We start from the raw sequence: 20,252 nt of genomic DNA on the forward strand, positions 1-20,252 counted from the left end.
GACAGCGCCAAGCACAGCGACGCCAGTCGAGCCCAAGCCTGCGGGTGTCTATATCGGTATTGATGCCGTGGTGACGCGCATGTCGCCGTGCACGACATTGAACAAATGGGATGAAGCGATGAAAACCGTAGATTACGAACAAGTTGAGGAAGCTGCCCGCAACCTATACATACGCGCGCTCAAGCTGCTGCCCGACGATATCAAGACCGGCTTTGGCAAGCTGCAGGAAATGGAAACGTCGGAACGCGCGCGATCCATCCTTGACACCATGGTGGTCAATATTGCGGTGGCCGAGCAAAACGAGAACCTGCTGTGCCAGGATACCGGTATCCCAATCTACAACGTATTGATTGGCCGCGAAGTCGTGGTGGACGGCTGGCGCCTCAAGCAAGCCATCCGCAAGGGCTGTGAGCGCGCCACACGCGAACATCCGCTGCGCTCCAGCGTCGTGCATCCTATCAGCCGCCAGAATGAACACACGTCCTGTGGCCCCGGCGTGCCTGTGATTCACATTGACTACACCGATGCGCCGGACACGCTCGACATTCAGATGATCCCCAAGGGCAGTGGTTCGGAAAACAATTCCTTCCTGCGCATGGCCATCCCCGCCGAAGGCTTGGCGGCCGTCAAGCGTTTTGTGATCGACTGTGTCATCAATGCCGGCGGCAAGACCTGTCCGCCAACCATTGTGGGCGTGGGTGTGGGCGGCACCTCTGATCTGTGCGTGCACCTGGCCAAGAAAGCGGCCACACGCCCGTTAGGCTCTGCGTGCGAAGACCCGCTCGGCGCTGAGCTGGAGCGCGAACTGTCGCAAGCGGTGAATCAACTGGGCGTAGGCCCGCAAGGCCTGGGCGGTGACGCCACTGCCTTTGCGGTACATGTGGAATTGGCCGCCACGCACATCACCATGAACCCTGTGGCCGTCAACATGCAATGCCATTCGGCGCGGCGTGCGACGGCGCATCTAGGCGGCGGCATCATCGAGTACGGTTTTTGAGAAAGGGGCATCAACCATGGCACATTACGAATTGGACATGCCCATCACCGAAGCGCAGGTGCGCCAATTGCGCGTGGGCGACACGGTTACTTTGCAGAAAACCCTGTTCGGCATCCGCGATGCCACCTACATCGCCATGTTCGACAAGGGCCGTACGACCCGTTTCGACCTCAATGGCCATGCAGTCATCCACACTGCGCCCAATGTACGCAAAGTGCAGGTGTCGGCGGAATTTCCCGCAGGCTATCAGTCCATATGCATCGGCACCACCACATCATCCCGCATGGAGCGTTTTACGCGCCAACTGATTGCGCAATGCGGTGTGCGCATCATCATCGGCAAGGGCGGCATGCACGAAGGCTCGCAGGCGGCGTTCAAGGAACTGGGCGGTGTCTACCTGGGTATCGTCGGCGGCACCGCGGCGCTTGAAACCACCTGGATCGAACAGATCGAAGATGTGGATCTGGATGACTTGAACCCTGAATCGCTGTGGAAGTTTCGCATCCGCGACTTCGGGCCGCTGCTGGTAGGCATGGACAGCGAAGGCAACTCGCTTTATGACGATGTCAACGCCGAGGTGCAAAGCCGCCGCGACGCGGTACTGAAGTCGCTGGGGGCGGCGTAATGGCAATCCTTTCACAGCACTTCGGCGGTGCCAGGGGACAGGCCGCGCAAGGCATGCAAGTCACGCGAGGCATACAGCGCTTGCGCGGCATATACGGCCTACCGGGCCATTATGCATGCGAGCACGGGGATACCCAGCCAATCACAAGCAACCCAAGCGGAGACGCACCATGGCAAAACTGGACGTCGTAACCACAGACGTACTTATCCTGGGTTCTGGCGGCGCGGGCTTGTTTGCCGCGCTGCATGCCTACGATGCCGATCCCGCCCTGGACATCACCGTGGCCGTGAAAGGCCTGCTGGGCAAGTGCGGATGCACGCGCATGGTGCAGGGTGGCTATAACGTCGCACTGGCGCAAGGTGATTCGCCTGAACGGCACTTCATGGACACGATTACAGGCGGCAAATGGCTGCCGGACCAGGACTTGGCCTGGACCCTGGTGAACACCGCCATCACGCGCATTCACGAGTTGGAAAACGAGCTAGGCTGCTTCTTTGACCGTAATGCGGACGGCACGCTGCATCAGAAAGCCTTCGCGGGGCAAACCTTTGATCGCACTGTGCACAAGGGCGACCTCACCGGCATCGAGATCATTAACAGGCTTGCAGAACAGGTGTGGGCGCGCAACATTCGCCGTCTGGAAGAGCACCGCGCCATTGCGTTGATACCGTCCGCTGATGGCACCGCCATTGCCGGCGCGCTGATGATAGACCTGCGCACCGGCTTGTACCGTCTGGTGCGCGCCAAGGCGGTTCTGTTGGCCACGGGCGGCGGGCCCACCATGTACAAGTTCCACACGCCCTCAGGCGACAAGAGCTGCGACGGCCTGGCCATGGCCTTGCGTGTGGGCTTGCCGCTGCGCGATATGGAAATGGTGCAGTTCCACCCCACCGGGCTGCTCGCGGGGCTAGACACGCGCATGACAGGCACGGTGCTCGAAGAAGGCCTGCGCGGCGCCGGCGGCTACTTGCTCAACGGCGACAACGAACGCTTCATGCACAACTATGATGAGCGCGGCGAGCGCGCCACGCGCGATGTTGTCTCCCGCGGCATCTACAGCGAAATGCGCGCCGGCCGCACCACACCCAATGGCGGCGTCTATATCAGCATGAGCCATCTGGGGCCGGACAAGGTGCGCAAACAGTTCAAGGGCATGGTGGAACGCTGCGCGGATTGCGGTTTTGACCTGGCTGGCGGGTTGGTCGAAGTGGTGCCCACTGCTCACTACATGATGGGCGGCGTGGTCTTCAAGCCTGACTGCGCCACAGACCTGCCGGGCCTGTTCGCCGCCGGCGAGGATACCGGCGGCGTGCATGGCGCCAACCGGCTGGGCGGCAATGGTGTGGCCAACTCCACCGTATTTGGCGGCATTGCGGGTGACAGCATTGCCCAGTGGGTGCAGGGCCGCGCCCTGCAGGATCACGATGCCGGCAGTGTTGAAGCCGCGATCAGGGCGGCCGAACGCCCATACGCTATGCCTGCGGGCGATTTGTACGCGCTGCGCGCACGGCTGGCCGACTGCATGTGGGATGACGCCGGTATTGTGCGCGACGAGGCAGGGTTGAAGCGTGCTGCCGCTGCGCTGGAGATCCTGCACGACGATCTGCTGCAGACCGGTGTCGACGACAGCAACCGCGCCTACAACCTAACGTGGCAGGACTGGCTCAATCTCGATAGCCTGATTCTCGTCAGCAAGGCCATCGTCAGTGCCGCGCTGGCACGCGAAGACTCGCGCGGCGCACACTTCCGTGAAGACTTCCCCGAGGTGCGCGACCTGGAAAACTCTTGGTTCTCGGTGGTGCGTATGGAGGCGGGCGCCCTGACGCTGACGCGGCGGCCCGTTGCATTCAATCGTGTGGCACCCGGCCAAACTATTCTGCAAGAGATGCACACTGCATGAGCACATCGACACCGCGCGGCGCGCAGGCGCTCGTCCAGGCCATCCTGCAATCGGGCGCTGATACTGTCTTCAGCCTATCGGGCAACCATATCATGCCGGTGTACGAGGCGCTGCGCGAAGCGCGCGTGGACTTGCTGCATACGCGGCACGAGGCCGCTGCGGTGCATATGGCCGATGCCTGGGCGCGCCTGACCGGCAAGGTTGGCATCGCGCTGGTAACGGGTGGCCCGGGCCACGCCAACGCCGTGTCCGCGCTTTATACCGCTGCAATGTCGGAGTCGCCCGTGGTGCTGTTGTCGGGCCATGCACCCGCCGCCATGCAGGGCTGGGGCGCCTTCCAGGAAATGGATCAGGTGGCCATGGCCCGCCCGGTCACCAAGGCTGCGTGGGCCGTCACATCGGCCAATACCATTGCCGATGACTTTGCCCGCGCCTGCCGCATCGCGTTGTCCGGCAGGCCGGGCCCGGTACATCTCAGCCTGCCCACCGATGTGCTGGAGGGCGATGCACGCGAAGCAAAACGGCCCGATCCCGATGCATTCGAACCGATGGTTACGCCGCTGCCCGCCGCGTTGGCCGGGCCACTCCTCCAGCGCCTGCGCAGAGCCCAGCGGCCACTGGTGCTGGTGGGTCCGCAGGGCCTTACCGGGTCGGGCCGTCAGGCCGTAGCGCAATTGCGCGTGCAGTCCGGCATCCCCGTGATCGCCACCGAAAGTCCTCGCGGCGTCAACGATCCGGCGTTGGGGGCATTTGCCACGGTATTGGCCGAGGCCGACTGCGTGCTGCTGGCTGGCAAGCGGCTGGACTTCACCTTGGGCTTTGGCCGCGACACCGTGTTTGCGCAGGACTGCGCCTTTTTGCAGGTGGACGCCGACACCTCGGAATTCGATCGCACGCGACAGGCCGTCGGTCAGCGCCTCGAAACCGCGCATCAGGCTGACTTGCTGCCCGCGTTGCAGATGCTGGCGCGCGAGGCCGCGCATGGGCCCGCGCCCCACAGGGCCTGGCTGGCACGCGTGGATGCCTGCCTGGCTTACCGCCAGCCCGATGCGCAACGCCACGCGCAGCAGGGCGGCGGCACCCACCCCACAGCGGTGTGCGCGCCCATCCAGGCGCTGTTGGATCAACACCCCGATGCGGTGCTGGTGATCGACGGCGGCGAGTTTGGCCAATGGGGCCAGGCGTGCCTGGATGCCCGGCATCGCATCACAAACGGGGCGGCTGGTGCAATCGGGGCGGCGTTGCCTATGGCGCTGGGCGCCAAGCGGGCGCGGCCCGATGCGCCAGTGATTGCATTGATGGGGGATGGGACTTTCGGTTTTCATTGCGCGGAGCTGGACACCGCGCACCGCTATGGCCTGCATATTCTGTGTGTCGTTGGTAACGATGCACGGTGGAATGCGGAATATCAGATACAGCTGCGCGACTATGGTCCGGGCAAGACATACGGCTGTGAGCTGTTGCCCTCGCGTTACGACCATGTAGCGGCGGCATTGGGCTGCCATGGCGAGCAGGTGCTGGACGCGGCGCAATTGCCGGACGCACTGGCGCGCGCGATGGCATCGGGGCGCGCCTCCTGCCTCAATGTGATGGTAGCCGGGCTGCCGGCGCCCACCTTGCGCATGGCCTGAGCATGGCGCTGGAAATCTGGCTCAGTATTGCGGTGGGTGGTGCGTTGGCGGCGTTTGTGCAGGGCCTGTCGGGCTTTGGCTTCGGTCTCGTCGCGCTATCGGTCTGGTCATGGGTGATGGAGCCCGCACTGGCGGTACCCGTGGTCGTATTCGGATCGCTGGTGGGGCAATTGCTGGCCGTGGGCTCGCTGCGTGATGGTTTCAGCGGGCGACGCCTGTTCCCCTTTGTTGTGGGCGGCGTGCTGGGTGTGCCCACCGGCATCTGGCTGCTGCGTGTATTCGACCCCTTGCTGTTCAAGTTTGGCGTCGGGTTGCTGCTGGCGGTGTTTTGCTCCATGCGTCTTTTTCTGGCGCACCTGCCCGCCATACACTGGGGTGGCCGTGCGGCCGATGGCATCGTGGGGTGGGTGGGCGGCACCATGAGCGGCTTTGGCGGCCTGCCTGGCGTGGTGCCCACGCTCTGGTGCACGCTGCGCGGCTGGCCGCGAGATCAGCAGCGCACTACGTTCCAGGCCTTCAATCTCTTTATGCACATCGTTACGCTTACGGCGCTGCTGGCGCATGGCATGATTACGCGCGAGCTGGTGGGTCCATTCCTGGTGTTGGTGCCTGCGATTCTGCTGCCTTCTCTGCTGGGCATACGGCTGTTCCGACGTTTCAGCGATAGTTCTTTCACCAGTATCGTGCTGGTGCTGTTGGCAACATCGGGCTTTATGCTGCTGGTATCCACCGCGCCGCAGGTATTCAGGTTGTTGATGGGTTGATACGTTGATGGGTATGGGGCGGCGCGGGCCGCCCCATACCCGTGGCGTTGAATCACACCTACTGCTGAATCACACCTACTGCTGAATCACGATTTTCCTTTCCTTGATGATCTTGGCCCACTGCTTTGACTCATCAGCTACTTCCTGTTTGAAGGCTTGCGGTGTGTTGCCCACGCCTTCCATACCTAATGAGGCCAGCTTCTCCTTCACTGCCGGCATGGCTAGAACCTTGGTGGTGTCCGTCTGGATTTTCTTCACAACATCGGCAGGTGTGCCTTTAGGCGCCAGAAAGCCGAACCAGCCATAGTTGGTAAAGCCTTTAAGGCCGGCCTCGTCCGCCGTTGGCACATCAGGCAGCATGGCGGCCCGCTTGGCGCTTGCCACTGCAAGCGCTTTCACGCGGCCATCCTTTACCAGTGGGGTTGCTGCGCCGATATTGCCTACGATCACATCGATTTGGCCCGCCATCAGATCCGCCAGCGCGGCCGCCTCGCCGCGATAAGGCACGTGAGTCATGGCGATGTCGGCCGAATAGCCGAAGTTCTCGCCTGCCATGTGCACTTGGCTGCCCAGGCCGGCCGAGCCCAGATTCAGTTGTTTGGGGTGATTTTCTGCGTACTCAATCAAATCCTTGAGGTTCTTGGCCTTCACTTTCTTGGCGGTGACAATCACCATCGGCCCGCGTGCCACGTTCGTTACCAACTCGAAGTCTTTCTCCGCATCAAAGGGCAGGTTTTTATACAGATGCGGGTTCACGGTAAGAATGCTGCCCGATGCCATCAGCAGTGTATTGCCATCGGGTTTTGCCTGAGCCACTGCGGCCGTGCCAATATTGCCGCCCGCGCCCAGCTTGTTTTCAATGACCACTGACTGGCCCCACATCTCTCCCAGTTTCTGGCCCACCAGGCGTGCAACAACGTCAGTGGTGCCTCCGGCGGAGAAAGGTACGACAATGGTAACCGGTTGAGTAGGCCAGCTTGCCGCACAGACAGGCGCGGCAAGGCCGGTGGAAATGGCAGCGACCGCCAGCGCGCGCTGTATGTGCCGCAAAGGGTTGCGTTGATGTTGCATGAGTCGTCTCCAATGTAGTTATGCTTGCGTGCCTTGAAGGCTCAGGCACTTTCGTACAGACGGGTTAGTACAAACTCACGATGTCCCAGCGCTTCGGCGGCGGTCCATCGGCCGTTTGCCGTGGCCAGCATGCATTCCAGCAGCATGTCTCCCGCCTTGTCCAAGTCAATGCCGCGCTGCAGCAGCGCCGATGTGTCAACGTCGATATGCTCGGACATGGTGCGCACCGTACGCGGGTTGGCGCAAATCTTGATCACCGGCAGGATCGGGTTGCCGATCACATTGCCTTGGCCGGTGGGGAAGAAGTGCACCGCATAGCCCGAGGCTGCGCACAGCGTCACCATTTCGGCGGCGGCCGACGAAGAATCCATGAACCACAGGCCGCTGCCGCTGGGTACCTCGGCCTTGTCCAGCACGCCGTCCACCTTGCACTGCTTGCCGATCTTTTGGATATTGCCCAGCGCTTTTTCCTCAATGGTTGTCAGGCCGCCCGCGATATTCCCCTTGGTGGGCTGTGATTCTGACAAATCGCTGGTCTTCCAGCGGTTGATCATCTCTTGATAGCGGTTGAACATGAACATGAAGCGCTCGCGCACCTCGGGGCTGGCGCAGCGCGCCGCCACAATGTCTTCGCCGCCTGTGATTTCCGACGTCTCGCCAAACACCAGGGTATTGCCCAGTTTGTAGAGCTTGTCGAAGGCATTGCCCACGGTGGGGTTGGAGCCGCAGCCCGAGGTGGTGTCGGATTCGCCGCATTTGGTCGACACCCAAAGCTCGCTGATGGGGCAGGTTTCGCGCTGCAGGCCGGTGGCGTAGTGCACGAACTCCTTGGCTTTGCGCGAGGCCCGCATGATGGTGTCGTGGTCGCCGTGCAATTCGATGCTGAATCCCGCCACCGGCTTGCCCGTTGCCGCGATGCCGTCCACCACCCGTTGCGTCCAGCCTTCCTCGATGCCGATCACGATCACGGCGGCGACATTGGGGTTGCTGCCGGTGCCAATCAGTGTGCGAAAGTGCAGTTCCAGATCTTCGCCGAACTGCAGGCGGCCATAGGGGTGGGGCAGGGCCAGAGTGCCCTTGATGTTGTTGGCGACGGCTTCCGTGGCCGCATTGGAGATATCGTCCACCGGCAGGATGATGACATGGTTGCGGACACCGACGCGGCCGTTGTCGCGGCGGTAGCCCATGAAGGTGGTGGAGGCGTTGATGACTGACATGCTGGGTTCCTTTTGCTGGTTCTTTGCGGCCTGCTTGCGGGCCTGACGTGGTGCGGGGTAGATGGCCGTTTGGCCCCCTTACCAGCGCTTGGTCTTGATGTTGTGTACGTGTGCGTGCTCACCGGCGGCGATCGGCGCCACCACCTTGCCGATATCGACGCCGTATTTGTAGACCGTGTCGCCTTCTTTCATGTCTTTGAGTGCAACCTTGTGGCCGATAGGGATGTCCTGGCGTGCTGTCAGGTTGATGATGCGGTCTTCGTCCATCAGCCAGGCGCGCAGCTCGGTGCCGGCCTGTATGCCTTCCACCACAGCCACGGCCACCGTGTCTTTCGGGTCGTGCAGGATTGCATGGATCATGGGAGAGTCTCCTTGGGGGGTGACGGCCGCAGGGGCGGTGTCATCGAGAACAGTGTTGCTCATGTGTATTCCTAGTGTGCGAAGCGTGCGCCGCCGAACGTCGGGCGCGAATGGCATGAGGAGATGCGAGATGCAGGATGCTGTGGCCCTACGGGCCATTTTTCTTGATACGGATTCATCTTATTTTGCGATATCATCCATGTCAAGCAGATCATCTAGATGAATTGTAAAGGGGGAGTAAAATGCTATGTTCTCGGTTCAGCCGCGCGGTCGGCACGGCATACCGGCTCGATGGCGCGCTGCTTTGAAGAAACAGATTTTTTGGAAGACCCTATGAGTGCAAGAATTTCGGCCTTGAGTCCGTCCGGTGTGCCGCTGTACCAGCAGGTAAAGCGAGCCGTGCTGGCTGCCTTGGCCAATGGCGAATGGCCGCAGGGTGAAGCCATTCCGCCTGAGAAAAACCTGGCCGAACGCTTCAGCGTGTCCATTGGCACGCTGCGCAAGGCCATCGACGAGTTGGTGCTGGAAAACATCCTGGTGCGGCATCAAGGCAGGGGCACCTTTGTTGCCCTGCATGCGCACAATCAGTACTTCTTCCGCTATTTTCGCGTCGTCCGGCATGACGGCGTTAAAGGCTACCCCACGCCCGAGCTGTTGGGCTTTCGCCGCACGCGGGCCAGCGGAGAGGCGCGCGAGAAGCTGGCGCTCGCGCAGGGTGCCTATGTATTCGAATTCGTCAACGGCCTGTCGCTGCATGGCGAGCGCGTGCAGGTCGACACCATCTGCGTGCCCGAGGCATTGTTCAGCGGCCTTACACGCGAACAACTGCGCGACCGGCCGGGCACTATCTACAGTTTCTACCAAGAATATTTCGGCGTAAACGTCATCGGCACCGCCGAAAGCGTCCGTGCAACGTCGGCCGACGATATCCACGCCGAGTGGTTGGGCGTGGAAAAAGGCACCCCGCTGCTCAACGTAAGGCGTGTGGCCTACACCTACAACGGACGGCCGGTGGAATGGCGCGTCTCACGCGTCAACACCGAACGTTATGAATATATCGGGCAGGAGCACGAACCCGGCCAAACGTAAAAAAGTACGCCGCGCGGGCACGTCACGCGGCCGCATGCCAAGGAGACCTTAGATGCCCACCTTCACCATCGAAGCGCTTGAAACCCGGGCCGCCGCCGCGCTGGAGCGGGCCGGCGCCAGCCCAGCCATGGCCCGCAGCACCGCGCGTGCCCTGGTGGCGGCCGAAGCGCAAGGCTTGGCCTCGCATGGCCTGTCGCGCGTTCCCCAGTACGCCTCGCATCTGCGCAGCGGGCGTGTCAATGGCGCCGCCGTCCCGGCAGTGCTGCGCGCCCACGGCGGCGGTGTGCTCATCGATGCGGATGAAGGCTTGGCCTTCCCCGCCTGCGATTTGGCCGTCGAGCAGGCCATAGAGCGCGCCCGCCAATATACGATCGCGTTCGCAGGCGTCACGCGCAGCCATCATTTCGGCGTCGCGGCTGGGCATCTGGATGCTGTCGCACGCGCGGGGATGGTGGGTTTTGCTTTCAGCAATTCGCCTGCGGCCATGCCAGCGTGGGGCGGCACTCGTGCATTGTTCGGCACCAATCCCATTGCCGCCGTGTTTCCGCGTCGCTCAGGCGACCCGATTGTCATTGACCTGTCGCTGTCGGAAGTCGCACGCGGCAAGCTGATGGTGGCCGCACGTGAAGGCCGCAGCATCCCCGAAGGCTGGGCGCTCGATAAAAACGGCCAACCCACCACCGATCCCAAGGCTGGCCTCGAAGGCATGATGTGTCCAGCGGGAGGCATCAAAGGCGCACTGCTCGCCCTCATGGTCGAGTTGCTCTGCGTTGCGCTTACGGGTGCATCCTTTGGCTACGAGGCCGATTCCTTTTTCCAGGCGGAGGGCAACCGGCCGCACACCGGCCATGTCTTCCTGGTTATCGACCCACGCTCATTGGCGGGACGCTCCGGGTACGAGTCCCGTGTCGAAGACCTGATCTCCGCCATGTTGGCCGATAGCAAGGTGCGCCTGCCCGGCGCCCGCCGCTTGGACATCGCCCGCCAGGCACAGGCGGGTATCAACGTCAGCGACGCCACATTGGCAGCGCTTGATGCATAAGAACCGCGCATCTCGCGATCCATCATTGACAGCGCGTATCGCGCCGTGCATCATGCCCGTACGCTGGCTTCGCAGCCAGCAAATCCGGTCATCAGATACATAACAAATCAACACCGGCGGAGACAACACGCGTAGCCCGCACCGCGCTGTAATGCGCAGGGGCGCGGCTACACGCCCCCGCCCGGTCGCAGTGTTCCGGAGGGCAGGCATCCATGGCTGTAGCGTCAGAGGTCGTCAGGCATCTCATGGGTATCGCAGGCGGCATGGCCGCACTGCATGGCTACCCGCATGCCGATCGCCAGGCCCAGTGGGTCGCGCGTTTCGGGCTCAACATCCCAGAATTGCAATACCTCGCGTCCATGGCCGACGCTCACGGCGCGCACTATGTGGCCCGCGTGGGGCCGCTCGCGGGGCAGGGGCGGCCGCCCGACAGCGAAACACAAGGCATTTCCGCCATTGCCCGCCAGGCACGCGTCGGCGGGCAGGCACTGCTTGAGCCGACCATGCAGGCCGCGCAGGCGGCACACGAGCAAGACGGGCTCAACGCCTTCACCCAATTGGTGGACGAGGCCAGCCTGAGGCAGCAACTGCAGGCTGCCGAGGCTGCGCAGCACAGCGGGCAGCCCTGTGCGCTGCTGGGTGTGCCGATTACCGTCAAAGACCTGATGCACGTACGCGGGTTCAGGATGACGGGTGGCTCTGGTGCGGATACCGCGCCTTGCGCCAGCGATGCCTTGGCCGTGGCGCGCCTCCGGCAAGCTGGTGCCAGTGTCATAGGCATGGCCAACCTTCACGAACTGGCCTATGGCATCACCAGTGCCAACCCGCACTTTGGCACGGTGGGCAACCCGCGCGGTGTGGGCCATACGGCGGGCGGCTCCAGTGGTGGCTCGGCGGCTGCCGTGGCGGCGGGCATCGTACGCGCCGCCGTGGGCAGCGACACAGCAGGCTCAATACGTATACCGGCCGCCTGTTGCGGTGTCGTTGGGTTCAAGCCCAGCTACGACGCCATACCCCGCCAGGGCGCGATGGATCTTGGGCCCTCGCTCGATCATCTTGGGCCTATCGCCCAATCGGTGGACGACGCTGCCTTGATGTTTTCTATCATGGCCGGCCTACCGCCGCAGGTGCCGCGTGCCCTGCAAACACTGCGCGGCCTTCGTATTGGCATTCCCCGCGAATACTTCTATGACCCGCTCGCGCCGGATGTACTGCGTGCCGTCCAGGCGGCGGCTGATTTGCTCGAAGCGGACGGAGCCGTCACGCGCGAGGTCAGTATTGCGGGCATTGAGCACAGCGCCGCGCTGCAGTTTGCCACGCTCTGCAGCGAGGCCACCGCCATCCACTGGAACCGGCTCGTCAATATGCCGCAAACCTTGGGGGAGGATGTGCGTGTGCGGCTGGAGATCGGGCAATTCTTTCCCGCGATCTGGTACACCCGTGCGCAGGGCGGCAGGGCGCAGTTGGCGCGCGCCATGGCCGAGGCCATGTCCGGCGTGGACGTGCTGCTGACGCCCACCTTGCGCACCACGGCGCCACGCAATGGTGTGACGGCTGTGGACATCAACGGCGTCAGCCTGCCTACACACGCCGCCATGACCAGCCTGACACTGCCCTTCAACCTGACCGGCATGCCGGCCATCACACTGCCTTGCGGTACGGGCGACAGTGGGCTGCCCATCGGCATGCAGTTCGCTGCCTTGCCAGGACAGGACTGGACAGTGCTGGAAACCGCGGCGCGGGCGGAGAAGCTGTTGGCAATGCGTACATAGCGCCGTTAGGGCGAGTGCAGCGCAGAAAAACCCATGCCACCGCACCTCGCGCGGCGGCGGCATAAAAACCGGGGTACACAAAGGAGGATGACAATGCATATCCACAACAAGTTCTATACAGCATTGGCTGCTGCGGCCGCCCTGATGGGCATGGCTGCGGCGCCAGCGCAGGCCGCTGAGCCTATCGTCATCGGCGTCAGCATCGCGCAATCGCCCCCGGGCTCGGTGGTGCAGGGTACGCAGGTGAAAGACGGCGTCGAGATCATCACCAAGATGATCAATGATGACGGCGGCGTGCTGGGTCGCCCCCTCAAGATCGTGTATGAAGACAACCAGGGCATCCCCGAAAAAGGCCGCGCCGCAGTTGAAAAACTGATCTCGCGCGACAAGGTGGTGGCCGTCACTGGCGGCCACCAGAGCTCGGTCTGCCTGGCCGAGATCGAAGTGGCGCATCGCTACAAGATCCCGTATCTCAACACCAACTGCTGGTCCGACGATATTCGCAAGAAAGGCTACGCGGAAGTCTTCAACCCCGGCAACTACAACACCCGCGTTTCCACCGCCATGGCGGAAACCATTGCCGCCATGGGCGTCAAGAACGTGGTGGCGTTTGCTGAAAACACCGACTACGGCATTGGCCAGGCCAAGCTGCTGGGCGAGCTGCTCAAAGAAAAGGCGCCGGGCGTCAAATACAAGTATGAGGCGCTGGACCGTGCAGGCAAGGACTTTACCCCCGCCGTGCTGCCGCTGCGTGCCAACCCACCCGACATGGTGGTGAACATCATGCTGCCGCCCGCCGCGTACATCCTGATGAACCAGTTGTACGAACAGGGCGTGGCGCCCAGCGCCAAGACGTGGTTCTACGATGGCGCCGGCATCGCCGACTACCCGGACTTCTGGCAGAACGTAAAAGAAGCGGGTAAGTACATGCTGGCTTTCGGCTTGTACCACCCCAAAATGCCCATGCCCGAAATGGGCCAGAAAGTAACCAAGGCCTATGAAGCGCAATACAAGCGCGAGCCCAATCGCCTGATCTTCCAGGCTGCGGATTCTGTGCTGCAGCTTGCCAAAGCGATCGAGCAGGCCAAGTCCACCGACAGCGCCGCCATCATCGATGCGCTCAAGGCTATGGACTACACGGGTGTGCGCGGCACGTTCAAGTTCTCGCAAGAGCCGGGCTACAAATACCAGCAGTGGGTAGACATCCCCTACGTCACCTACCAGCTTACCGAGATCGACCAGCCGCTGAGCAAGACCACGCTGATCCAGGTGAGCGGCGAGCCGCTACATGCGGACCGGCTCGTGAAACCCGCCAAATAGCGGTAAGCGGCAGGGCGGCAAGGCGGCTGGCGGTGCGGCTACCTTGGCGTTGCGGCAGGCTCGCCGGAAGGCTGGCGGCACTGCCCAGAGGGCTGATGTGCATCGATCGCGGCGACGTCCCGCCGCGATCAGCGCCCGCCGCGGAACACATCGGGGCAAACGAAGTGCTGGGGCATAAGGCCCCGGTGCCACGCAAACGGGAGACCGCATAGTGCTTGCGCTGGACCTGTTCGTCAACGGCCTGATCATCGGCCTGTACTACGCCCTCATGGCCGTCGGTCTGGCCATGATTTTCGGGATCCTCAAGATCGTCAACTTCGCCCACGGCGAGTTCTATATGATCGGCGCGTATACCTACACGCTGATCGCGCTGGGCCTGGGTGTCCCGCCCTGGCTGGCGCTACCGCTGGCGGCCCTTGCGGGCGCCATGACGGGATGGGCCACTGAACGTCTGCTGATGCGTCCGCTCTATGCCGGGTATGGATCGTGGGGCCTGATGAAAGACGAATACGCGGTCGTCGTCACGTTTGGCTTGTCGCTGCTGCTCATCAACTTGTTCGACAAAGTTATCGGCCCCTATCCCATGCGCGGCCCCGCACTCTGGGACGCCACGCGCATCAGCCTCGGCCCTTTCATGATGAGCGGGCAAAAGCTGGTGACGGCGGGGCTGGCCATCGTGCTGATGATAGGGTTGGCGCTGTTCCTGAAGCGTTCTTTGTGGGGGCGACAGATACAGGCCGTGGCGCAGAACCGCCTGGGGGCTTCGATTGCGGGCATCGATACGGCGCGCGCCAGCAGCATTGTTTTCATGGTGTCGGGCGTATTGGCCGCGCTGGCGGGCGCACTGCTCGCGCCCGTCATCAACCCCGCGCCCGATGTCGGCATTTTCCCCGCCATCAAGTCGTATGTCATCGTCGTCATCGGTGGCATGGGGTCTGTACCGGGCAGCATCATCGCGGCCCTGCTGCTGGGTGTGCTGGAGAGCTTTGGCGCGGTGTATATCTCGTACGACTACCGCGACACCTACGGCCTGGTGCTGCTGATTGTGATTTTGTTGTTCCGCCCCCAAGGCATTTTCGGCGAACGCGCGCGCGAGGTGTAAGCACATATGCGAAGCCATACCCACCCCAATCTTCACGCCCGCAAACTGCGCGGCGAATTCGTGCTCAGCCTGATCGTGCTTGCCGTACTGGCGGTGTTGCCGGTCGTGGTGCAGTCGCAATACTGGCTGGGCGTGCTGATCGTGAGCATGTACTTTGCGATGCTGTCGTCGGGCTGGAACCTGCTGGCGGGCTACGCCGGGCAGTTCTCCCTGGCGCCGGCGGCCTTTGCCATGCTGGGCGGCTACAGCACCGGCCTGCTGGCCCACCATTACCAGGTGCCGCTGTGGATAGGCCTGCCGATGGCCATCATCATCCCCGGCGTCATCGGGCTGGTGCTGGGCCGCATTGTGCTGCGCCTGAGCGGCGCCTACCTGGCGCTTACCACACTGTCTTTCGCCGAGATCCTGCGGCTGGTCATCTACAACTCAATCGATTTCACGCGTGGCGACCAGGGGCTCAACGTGCCGGCCATTGTGGACGGCCGGGTGGCCTATTACTACATCTTCGTGGCCGCGTTGGCGCTGGTCACCGGTGTCATCTACATTACTTTGCGCATGCCGTTGGGTCGCTTTCTGCAGGCCATACGCGACGATGAGATCGGCGCCGCCAGCCGCGGCATCGACACTGTGCGGTGCAAGACGATCTGTTTCTTCATGAGCTGCGCCATCTGTGGCTTTGCAGGTGGCTTGTACGGCACCTTCGCGCGCCTCGTCAGCCCCGAGCTGGGCCTGATCGCGCAAACCGGCCTGGTCATTGCCATGGTCGTCATCGGTGGTATGAATACCTTGGTGGGCCCGCTCATTGGTGCGTTGCTGGTGTACGTGCTGTCCGAATTGCTGCGCGATGTGGGCGGCATACAGATGATTGTGTTCGCACTGCTGGTCATCATCTTTGCGCGCTTCTTCCGCGAAGGCCTGTGGGGCCTGGTGCGGCGCCTCTTCTCCGGTAAACCTGCCGCCGGCGGCGGCACGCCCATCACCCGCAAGGAGGCATCATGACGCTGATGGTGGTAGAAGGCCTCGCCCGCAGCTTCGGCGGCTTGCGCGCCGTTGACGGCGTGAGCATGGAAGTGCATGACAGCGAACTGCTCGGCCTGATCGGGCCCAATGGCTCGGGCAAAACCACGCTGCTCAATATGCTGTCGGGCCACTTGTCGGCCGATCGCGGCGCCATCCGCCTCGATGGCGTAGACGTATTGGGCAAGAACCCCACCCAGCTCGCGCGCCTGGGCGTACAGCGCATGTTCCAGATGACGCGCGTCTTCAACCGCATGAGCGCCTTCGACAATCTGGTGGTGTGCGGCTTGGCGCAGGGCTTGTCTCAGACACAGTCATACGATCGTGCCGACGCGCTTTTGGCCGAGCTGAAACTGGAACACGTGATGTATTTGGACGCCGGGCAGTTGTCGGGGGGGCAGCGCAAGCTGCTGGAGTTTGGCGCCTGCTTTATGGTGCCGCCCCGCATCGCCTTGCTGGACGAGCCTTTCGCTGCCGTGCACCCGGTGATGAAGGACATCATGTCCGCATTCATCCGCCGCCGCAACGAGGCGGGGCAGACCTTTGTACTGGTAAGCCACGACATGCCGGTGATTGTCGACCTGTGTCCGCGCTCGGTGTGCATGAATGCGGGCAAAGTGCTGGCCGAAGGCCCCACGCACGACGTGCTGCAGTCCACCGCCGTGATCGAAGCTTACCTTGGCGAAACACCTGTGGGCGAGGCGGCGGAGCATTCCTTGACGGGGTGAGTGCAAAGCCCTATGCGGACGCAGGCGCGGGCGATGGCTTGAAAAATGCAGCAAACGTGCAACCCGCCAAGGTGCTTCAACGGGACAATAAACATCAGTTCTGGACAATAAACATCAGTCGCACAGGAAACGTGGAATGCCCGAAACAGTGCTAGAAATGGAAAATGTCACCTCAGGCTATATGGGCGACATCGACGTGCTGCGCAACGTATCGCTGGCCGTGCACGCCGGCGCCATTGCCGGCCTCATCGGCTTGAACGGCGCCGGTAAATCCACCTTGTTCAAAACAATCTACGGCTTCCTCACCCCCAAGGCAGGCGCCGTGCGCCTGAATGGCAAGCCCATTACCGGCCGCGCCCCGCACACCCTCATTGACGAAGGCCTCTGGTACATCCCGCAGGAGTCCAGCCTGTTTCCCTTCATGAGCGTGCGCGACAACTTGCGTCTGGCCCTCGAAGGCCGCAGCAAAACCTTCGGCAAGGTGCTTGAGCAGCGCTTTGACGACACCCTGCAGCGCTTCCCCATGCTGCGCGAGAAACTGAACGCCCAGGCCGGCGACCTATCGGGCGGGCAACAGAAATCCCTGGAATTCGCCAAAGCCTACATGATGCGGCCGCGCGTCTGCTTGATCGACGAGCCCAGCATCGGCCTCGCGCCCAAGGTTGCCGGGGAAATCTTCCAATGGATCCGCCAGTTCGCCGAAGACGGCATGGGTATCCTGCTCGTCGACCACAACGTGCGCCGCGTAGTCGGCATGGCCGACCACGTCTACGTCCTTAGCCTGGGCGAAATCACCGCCTCTGGCTCCCCGGACGAGTTCCGCGGTGACTTGCATGCACAGGTGAAGGAATGGCTGGGCATCAACTTTTGATTTGATCAGATGCGCGGCAAACCTCCCCCTTCAGGGCGGGGAAGGATAGCGCGGACGCCGTAGGCGTCCTACACGCAGCTAATGCGGCGTCCGCTGCTGTTCGATGTACTGGCGGATGACTTCAATGGGCGCACCGCCACAGCTACCGGCATCGACATCTGCCACGGTTACAGCACAGGCGCAGGCACGGGTTCAGGCGCAGGCACGGGTTCAGGCACGGACTTCCACGCGGGTGTTGAAGATGGGGCACTGAGGGCTGGCCTTGAAACCGGTTGCGTGGTAACATAGCGCTTCTAACTGCTTGCCCCGCAAGCAAAAAGTAGCCTCCACAAGGTTCCCTCGACACCAAGCCATCACGGTCGGCCGCAAGGCTCTCAGGCTTGTCAACCGCGTACCGCAGTACCGCCACGCGCCTTTCCGCTTCGTCGCACGGTAAACCAGCAGGTCTTGCGCGCTGCTTCGCATTTCCCTTACACGTTCGCGCCTGGCGCGAGCGCAGCATGTGGCGCTTCATTGCAAGCGCCGCACAGCATTCTACTACCCCGCATCGCGCGGTGGCGGCCCTTGCACCTGCAAGGGCCAGCCTGTGGCAATGGCACATTGCGTGCCGTGGCCGCGCACCGCTATTGGCATTTTTACAGGAGAAATTATGGCTAAAGAAGAACTCATCGAAATGGGTGGTCTCGTTACCGAAGTGCTGCCCGATTCCCGCTTCCGCGTCACCCTGGACAACGGCCACCCTATCGTCGCCTACACCGGCGGCAAAATGCGCAAGCACCATATCCGTATCCTCGCCGGCGACAAAGTTTCGCTCGAGATGTCGCCCTACGACTTGACCAAAGGCCGCATCACCTTCCGTCACATTGCAGGCCGCGCCCCCGGTCCAGCGACCCGCCGCCGCTAAGACATGGCCTGCAATCATCAGTTGGCAGGCACGCTGTTGCAGCGGTTGCCGGCCGCTTGGTGATTGCGGCGCTGTAGCCGCTACACCCCGCACCCAACACCCAATACCCGCGTCAGGGGCTGCTCGCCATCTGTACGGCGCCTGCGTCGTACCGTCTCTTTCTCTCTGGGCCTCTAATTTGCTGGCATTACAATGCCGAAAACAACAGCAAGACAGACACCCAGGGGTATGCATTGAACAGCGATTCGCTCACCAGCCAGCTCGAGAACTTTCAGCCGCTGCACACATTGCCGCAATGGGCCGCGTTTGAGCGCGCCGCTGCCAATTCGCCTATCCATACCGGCCGCTTGCGCGTGCTGAGCGCGGCCGGGCTGGATGTGGACATCAGCGGCCAGGGCTATTCGCCCGAACTGGCGCAGGCAGCGCGCGCGCTGCTCGAGGTGCGCAAATTCGAGGCCGTGCGGGCGCAATTGCTGGACGGCGGCATCGTCAATATCACCGAAGGGCGTGCCGCCTGGCATACCAGCCTGCGCGAGCCGGACCCCGACGAAGAGGTAACGACCGAGCGCCAACGTCTCACCGAATTCGTGCGCCAGGCAGATTCCGAGCGCCGCTGGCGCAGCATCGTCCACATTGGCATCGGCGGCAGTGATTGGGGTGTGCGGCTGGCCGTCAATGCCTTCGGCTATGCCCGCGCCTGGCGCACAGCCCATTTCGTTGCCAATATCGACGGCCACGCCATGCAGGGCGGGTTGGCGGGGTTCGATCCGCACGACACCCTTATCGTCATGGCGTCCAAATCCTTCACCACCACCGAAACGCTCAAGAACGGCGAACGCGCGCTGGAGTGGCTGCGCGCAGCAGGTATCCAGAATCCCCATGACCACATCGTGGCCATCACCGCGCGGCCCGATGTGGCCGAAAAATGGGGTGTGCCCAGCGCCCAGGTCTTCAAGTTGTGGGATTGGGTCGGCGGCCGCTTCTCGTTGTGGTCGGCCGTCAGCCTCACCACCGGCCTGGCGTGCGATATGGACGTCATCGCCGGCATGCAGGCCGGCGCTGCCGCCATGGACGCGCACTTCGCACAGGCCGATATCGACGACAACGCCCCGGTGCAGATGGCCATTTCGGGTATCGTGAACCGCAGCGTGCTGGGCTATGGCTCGCTCAACATCGCCCCCTACGACTTCCGCCTTGCAGATTTGGTGCCCTATATCCAGCAACTCGAAATGGAATCGCTGGGCAAGTCCGCAAACCTGGCTGGCGGTCGGGTAGAGGTGCCAACCGGCCCCGCCGTGTGGGGCATGCCAGGCACCGACGCGCAACACACCTTCTTCCAGTGGCTGCACCAGGGCAGCGACGGCGCGCCCGTCGATTTCATCGTATGCCGTCACGCGGATCACGGTTGGGCCGAACACCATCGCATCCTCTTGGCCAACTGCCTGGCCCAGCGCGAGGCGCTGCTCAAGGGCAAATCGTACGACAACGCGCTGCGCGAATGCCTGGACGCCGGCATGCCGCAAGATCGCGCTCAATGGCTCGCCCATCACAAGGTGCACGCGGGCGGCCGCCCCTCCAACCTCATTATGTTGCCCCGCCTGTCCCCCTACGCCCTCGGTGCGCTGTTGGCCCTTTATGAGCACAAGGTCTTTGTGCAAGGCTTGATCTGGGGCATCAACCCTTTCGATCAGTGGGGGGTTGAATTTGGCAAAGTGCTGGCCACGGGTATCGCCAATGAGCTGGCCGGCGCAGTTCCCGCCGATCCGGGGCACGATGCTTCAACGGCTTATTGGGTGCAGCAGCTGGCGGGCACAGCGCAGCGCTGACCGACCATTGCCGCGC

General features: G+C 62.6%; 18 protein-coding genes and 1 pseudogene. 15 read left to right on the top strand and 4 right to left on the bottom strand.

The window, feature by feature from the left end; all coding sequences use genetic code 11:
- The first annotated feature begins 118 nt into the window (after window positions 1-118).
- The 5 genes from LOL23_RS07150 (at window position 119) to LOL23_RS07170 (ending at window position 5,917) form a co-directional block, all read left to right on the top strand.
- Entirely contained in the window at window positions 119-997 is an 879-nt protein-coding gene (locus LOL23_RS07150) for a fumarate hydratase (protein WP_160977793.1), read from the top strand.
- Window positions 998-1,013: 16 nt separating this feature from the next.
- Entirely contained in the window at window positions 1,014-1,622 is a 609-nt protein-coding gene (locus LOL23_RS07155; protein ID WP_160977053.1) for a fumarate hydratase C-terminal domain-containing protein, read from the top strand.
- Between the two features lie 169 nt (window positions 1,623-1,791).
- Complete coding sequence (locus tag LOL23_RS07160) at window positions 1,792-3,522, top strand: L-aspartate oxidase (protein WP_160977051.1); 1,731 nt, start codon at window positions 1,792-1,794, stop codon at window positions 3,520-3,522.
- The gene (locus LOL23_RS07165) at window positions 3,519-5,153 is read left to right on the top strand and encodes a thiamine pyrophosphate-binding protein (RefSeq protein WP_237173361.1); all 1,635 of its coding nucleotides are present in this window, start codon (window positions 3,519-3,521) and stop codon (window positions 5,151-5,153) included. Before LOL23_RS07160 ends, LOL23_RS07165 begins: the two co-directional genes overlap by 4 nt.
- A 2-nt stretch (window positions 5,154-5,155) precedes the next feature.
- Window positions 5,156-5,917: a sulfite exporter TauE/SafE family protein gene (locus LOL23_RS07170; protein WP_160977047.1), complete on the top strand. Its 762-nt coding sequence runs from the start codon at window positions 5,156-5,158 to the stop codon at window positions 5,915-5,917.
- 75 nt (window positions 5,918-5,992) lie between these two features.
- On the opposite strand, the gene LOL23_RS07175 is transcribed toward LOL23_RS07170, so the two are convergent.
- The 3 genes from LOL23_RS07175 to LOL23_RS07185 form a co-directional block, all read right to left on the bottom strand.
- Window positions 5,993-6,988 carry a Bug family tripartite tricarboxylate transporter substrate binding protein gene (locus tag LOL23_RS07175; protein ID WP_160977045.1) on the bottom strand — a complete coding sequence of 332 codons (996 nt, stop codon included), beginning with the start codon at window positions 6,986-6,988 and terminating at the stop codon, window positions 5,993-5,995.
- Between the two features lie 41 nt (window positions 6,989-7,029).
- The gene (locus tag LOL23_RS07180; protein ID WP_160977043.1) at window positions 7,030-8,205 is read right to left on the bottom strand and encodes a UxaA family hydrolase; all 1,176 of its coding nucleotides are present in this window, start codon (window positions 8,203-8,205) and stop codon (window positions 7,030-7,032) included.
- 78 nt (window positions 8,206-8,283) lie between these two features.
- A complete protein-coding gene (locus tag LOL23_RS07185) occupies window positions 8,284-8,565 on the bottom strand; it encodes a UxaA family hydrolase (RefSeq protein WP_160977791.1) in 282 nt (93 codons plus the stop codon).
- 333 nt (window positions 8,566-8,898) lie between these two features.
- Between LOL23_RS07185 and LOL23_RS07190 the strand changes: the two genes are divergently transcribed.
- The 8 genes from LOL23_RS07190 (at window position 8,899) to LOL23_RS07225 (ending at window position 17,506) form a co-directional block, all read left to right on the top strand.
- Window positions 8,899-9,654, top strand: coding sequence for a GntR family transcriptional regulator (locus tag LOL23_RS07190; protein WP_237173362.1), 756 nt, complete (start codon window positions 8,899-8,901; stop codon window positions 9,652-9,654).
- 52 nt (window positions 9,655-9,706) lie between these two features.
- A complete protein-coding gene (locus LOL23_RS07195; protein ID WP_237173363.1) occupies window positions 9,707-10,696 on the top strand; it encodes an Ldh family oxidoreductase in 990 nt (329 codons plus the stop codon).
- A 212-nt stretch (window positions 10,697-10,908) separates the two neighbouring features.
- A complete protein-coding gene (locus tag LOL23_RS07200; protein ID WP_237173364.1) occupies window positions 10,909-12,468 on the top strand; it encodes an amidase in 1,560 nt (519 codons plus the stop codon).
- Window positions 12,469-12,561: 93 nt separating this feature from the next.
- On the top strand, window positions 12,562-13,788 hold the full coding sequence (locus tag LOL23_RS07205; RefSeq protein ID WP_160977037.1) for an ABC transporter substrate-binding protein: 1,227 nt from the start codon (window positions 12,562-12,564) through the stop codon (window positions 13,786-13,788).
- Between the two features lie 211 nt (window positions 13,789-13,999).
- On the top strand, window positions 14,000-14,890 hold the full coding sequence (locus LOL23_RS07210; RefSeq protein WP_237173365.1) for a branched-chain amino acid ABC transporter permease: 891 nt from the start codon (window positions 14,000-14,002) through the stop codon (window positions 14,888-14,890).
- A gap of 6 nt (window positions 14,891-14,896) precedes the next feature.
- The gene (locus LOL23_RS07215) at window positions 14,897-15,889 is read left to right on the top strand and encodes a branched-chain amino acid ABC transporter permease (protein WP_237173366.1); all 993 of its coding nucleotides are present in this window, start codon (window positions 14,897-14,899) and stop codon (window positions 15,887-15,889) included.
- A complete protein-coding gene (locus tag LOL23_RS07220) occupies window positions 15,886-16,635 on the top strand; it encodes an ABC transporter ATP-binding protein (RefSeq protein ID WP_160977031.1) in 750 nt (249 codons plus the stop codon). The genes LOL23_RS07215 and LOL23_RS07220 overlap by 4 nt, the downstream gene beginning before the upstream one ends.
- A 136-nt stretch (window positions 16,636-16,771) precedes the next feature.
- A complete protein-coding gene (locus LOL23_RS07225) occupies window positions 16,772-17,506 on the top strand; it encodes an ABC transporter ATP-binding protein (protein ID WP_160977029.1) in 735 nt (244 codons plus the stop codon).
- A gap of 78 nt (window positions 17,507-17,584) precedes the next feature.
- On the opposite strand, the pseudogene LOL23_RS19125 reads toward LOL23_RS07225, so the two are convergent.
- A pseudogene (locus LOL23_RS19125) lies at window positions 17,585-17,656 on the bottom strand (IS200/IS605 family transposase); the annotation flags it as partial.
- Window positions 17,657-18,155: 499 nt separating this feature from the next.
- Here LOL23_RS19125 and infA point away from each other — a divergent pair.
- Window positions 18,156-18,410 carry a translation initiation factor IF-1 gene (gene infA / locus LOL23_RS07235; RefSeq protein WP_160977027.1) on the top strand — a complete coding sequence of 85 codons (255 nt, stop codon included), beginning with the start codon at window positions 18,156-18,158 and terminating at the stop codon, window positions 18,408-18,410.
- Between the two features lie 233 nt (window positions 18,411-18,643).
- Window positions 18,644-20,236, top strand: coding sequence for a glucose-6-phosphate isomerase (gene pgi / locus LOL23_RS07240; RefSeq protein ID WP_237173368.1), 1,593 nt, complete (start codon window positions 18,644-18,646; stop codon window positions 20,234-20,236).
- The last annotated feature ends 16 nt before the right edge of the window (window positions 20,237-20,252 follow it).

The sequence above is a fragment of the Paracandidimonas lactea genome (assembly GCF_021653995.1).
GTDB classification, from domain to species: domain Bacteria; phylum Pseudomonadota; class Gammaproteobacteria; order Burkholderiales; family Burkholderiaceae_B; genus Allopusillimonas; species Allopusillimonas lactea.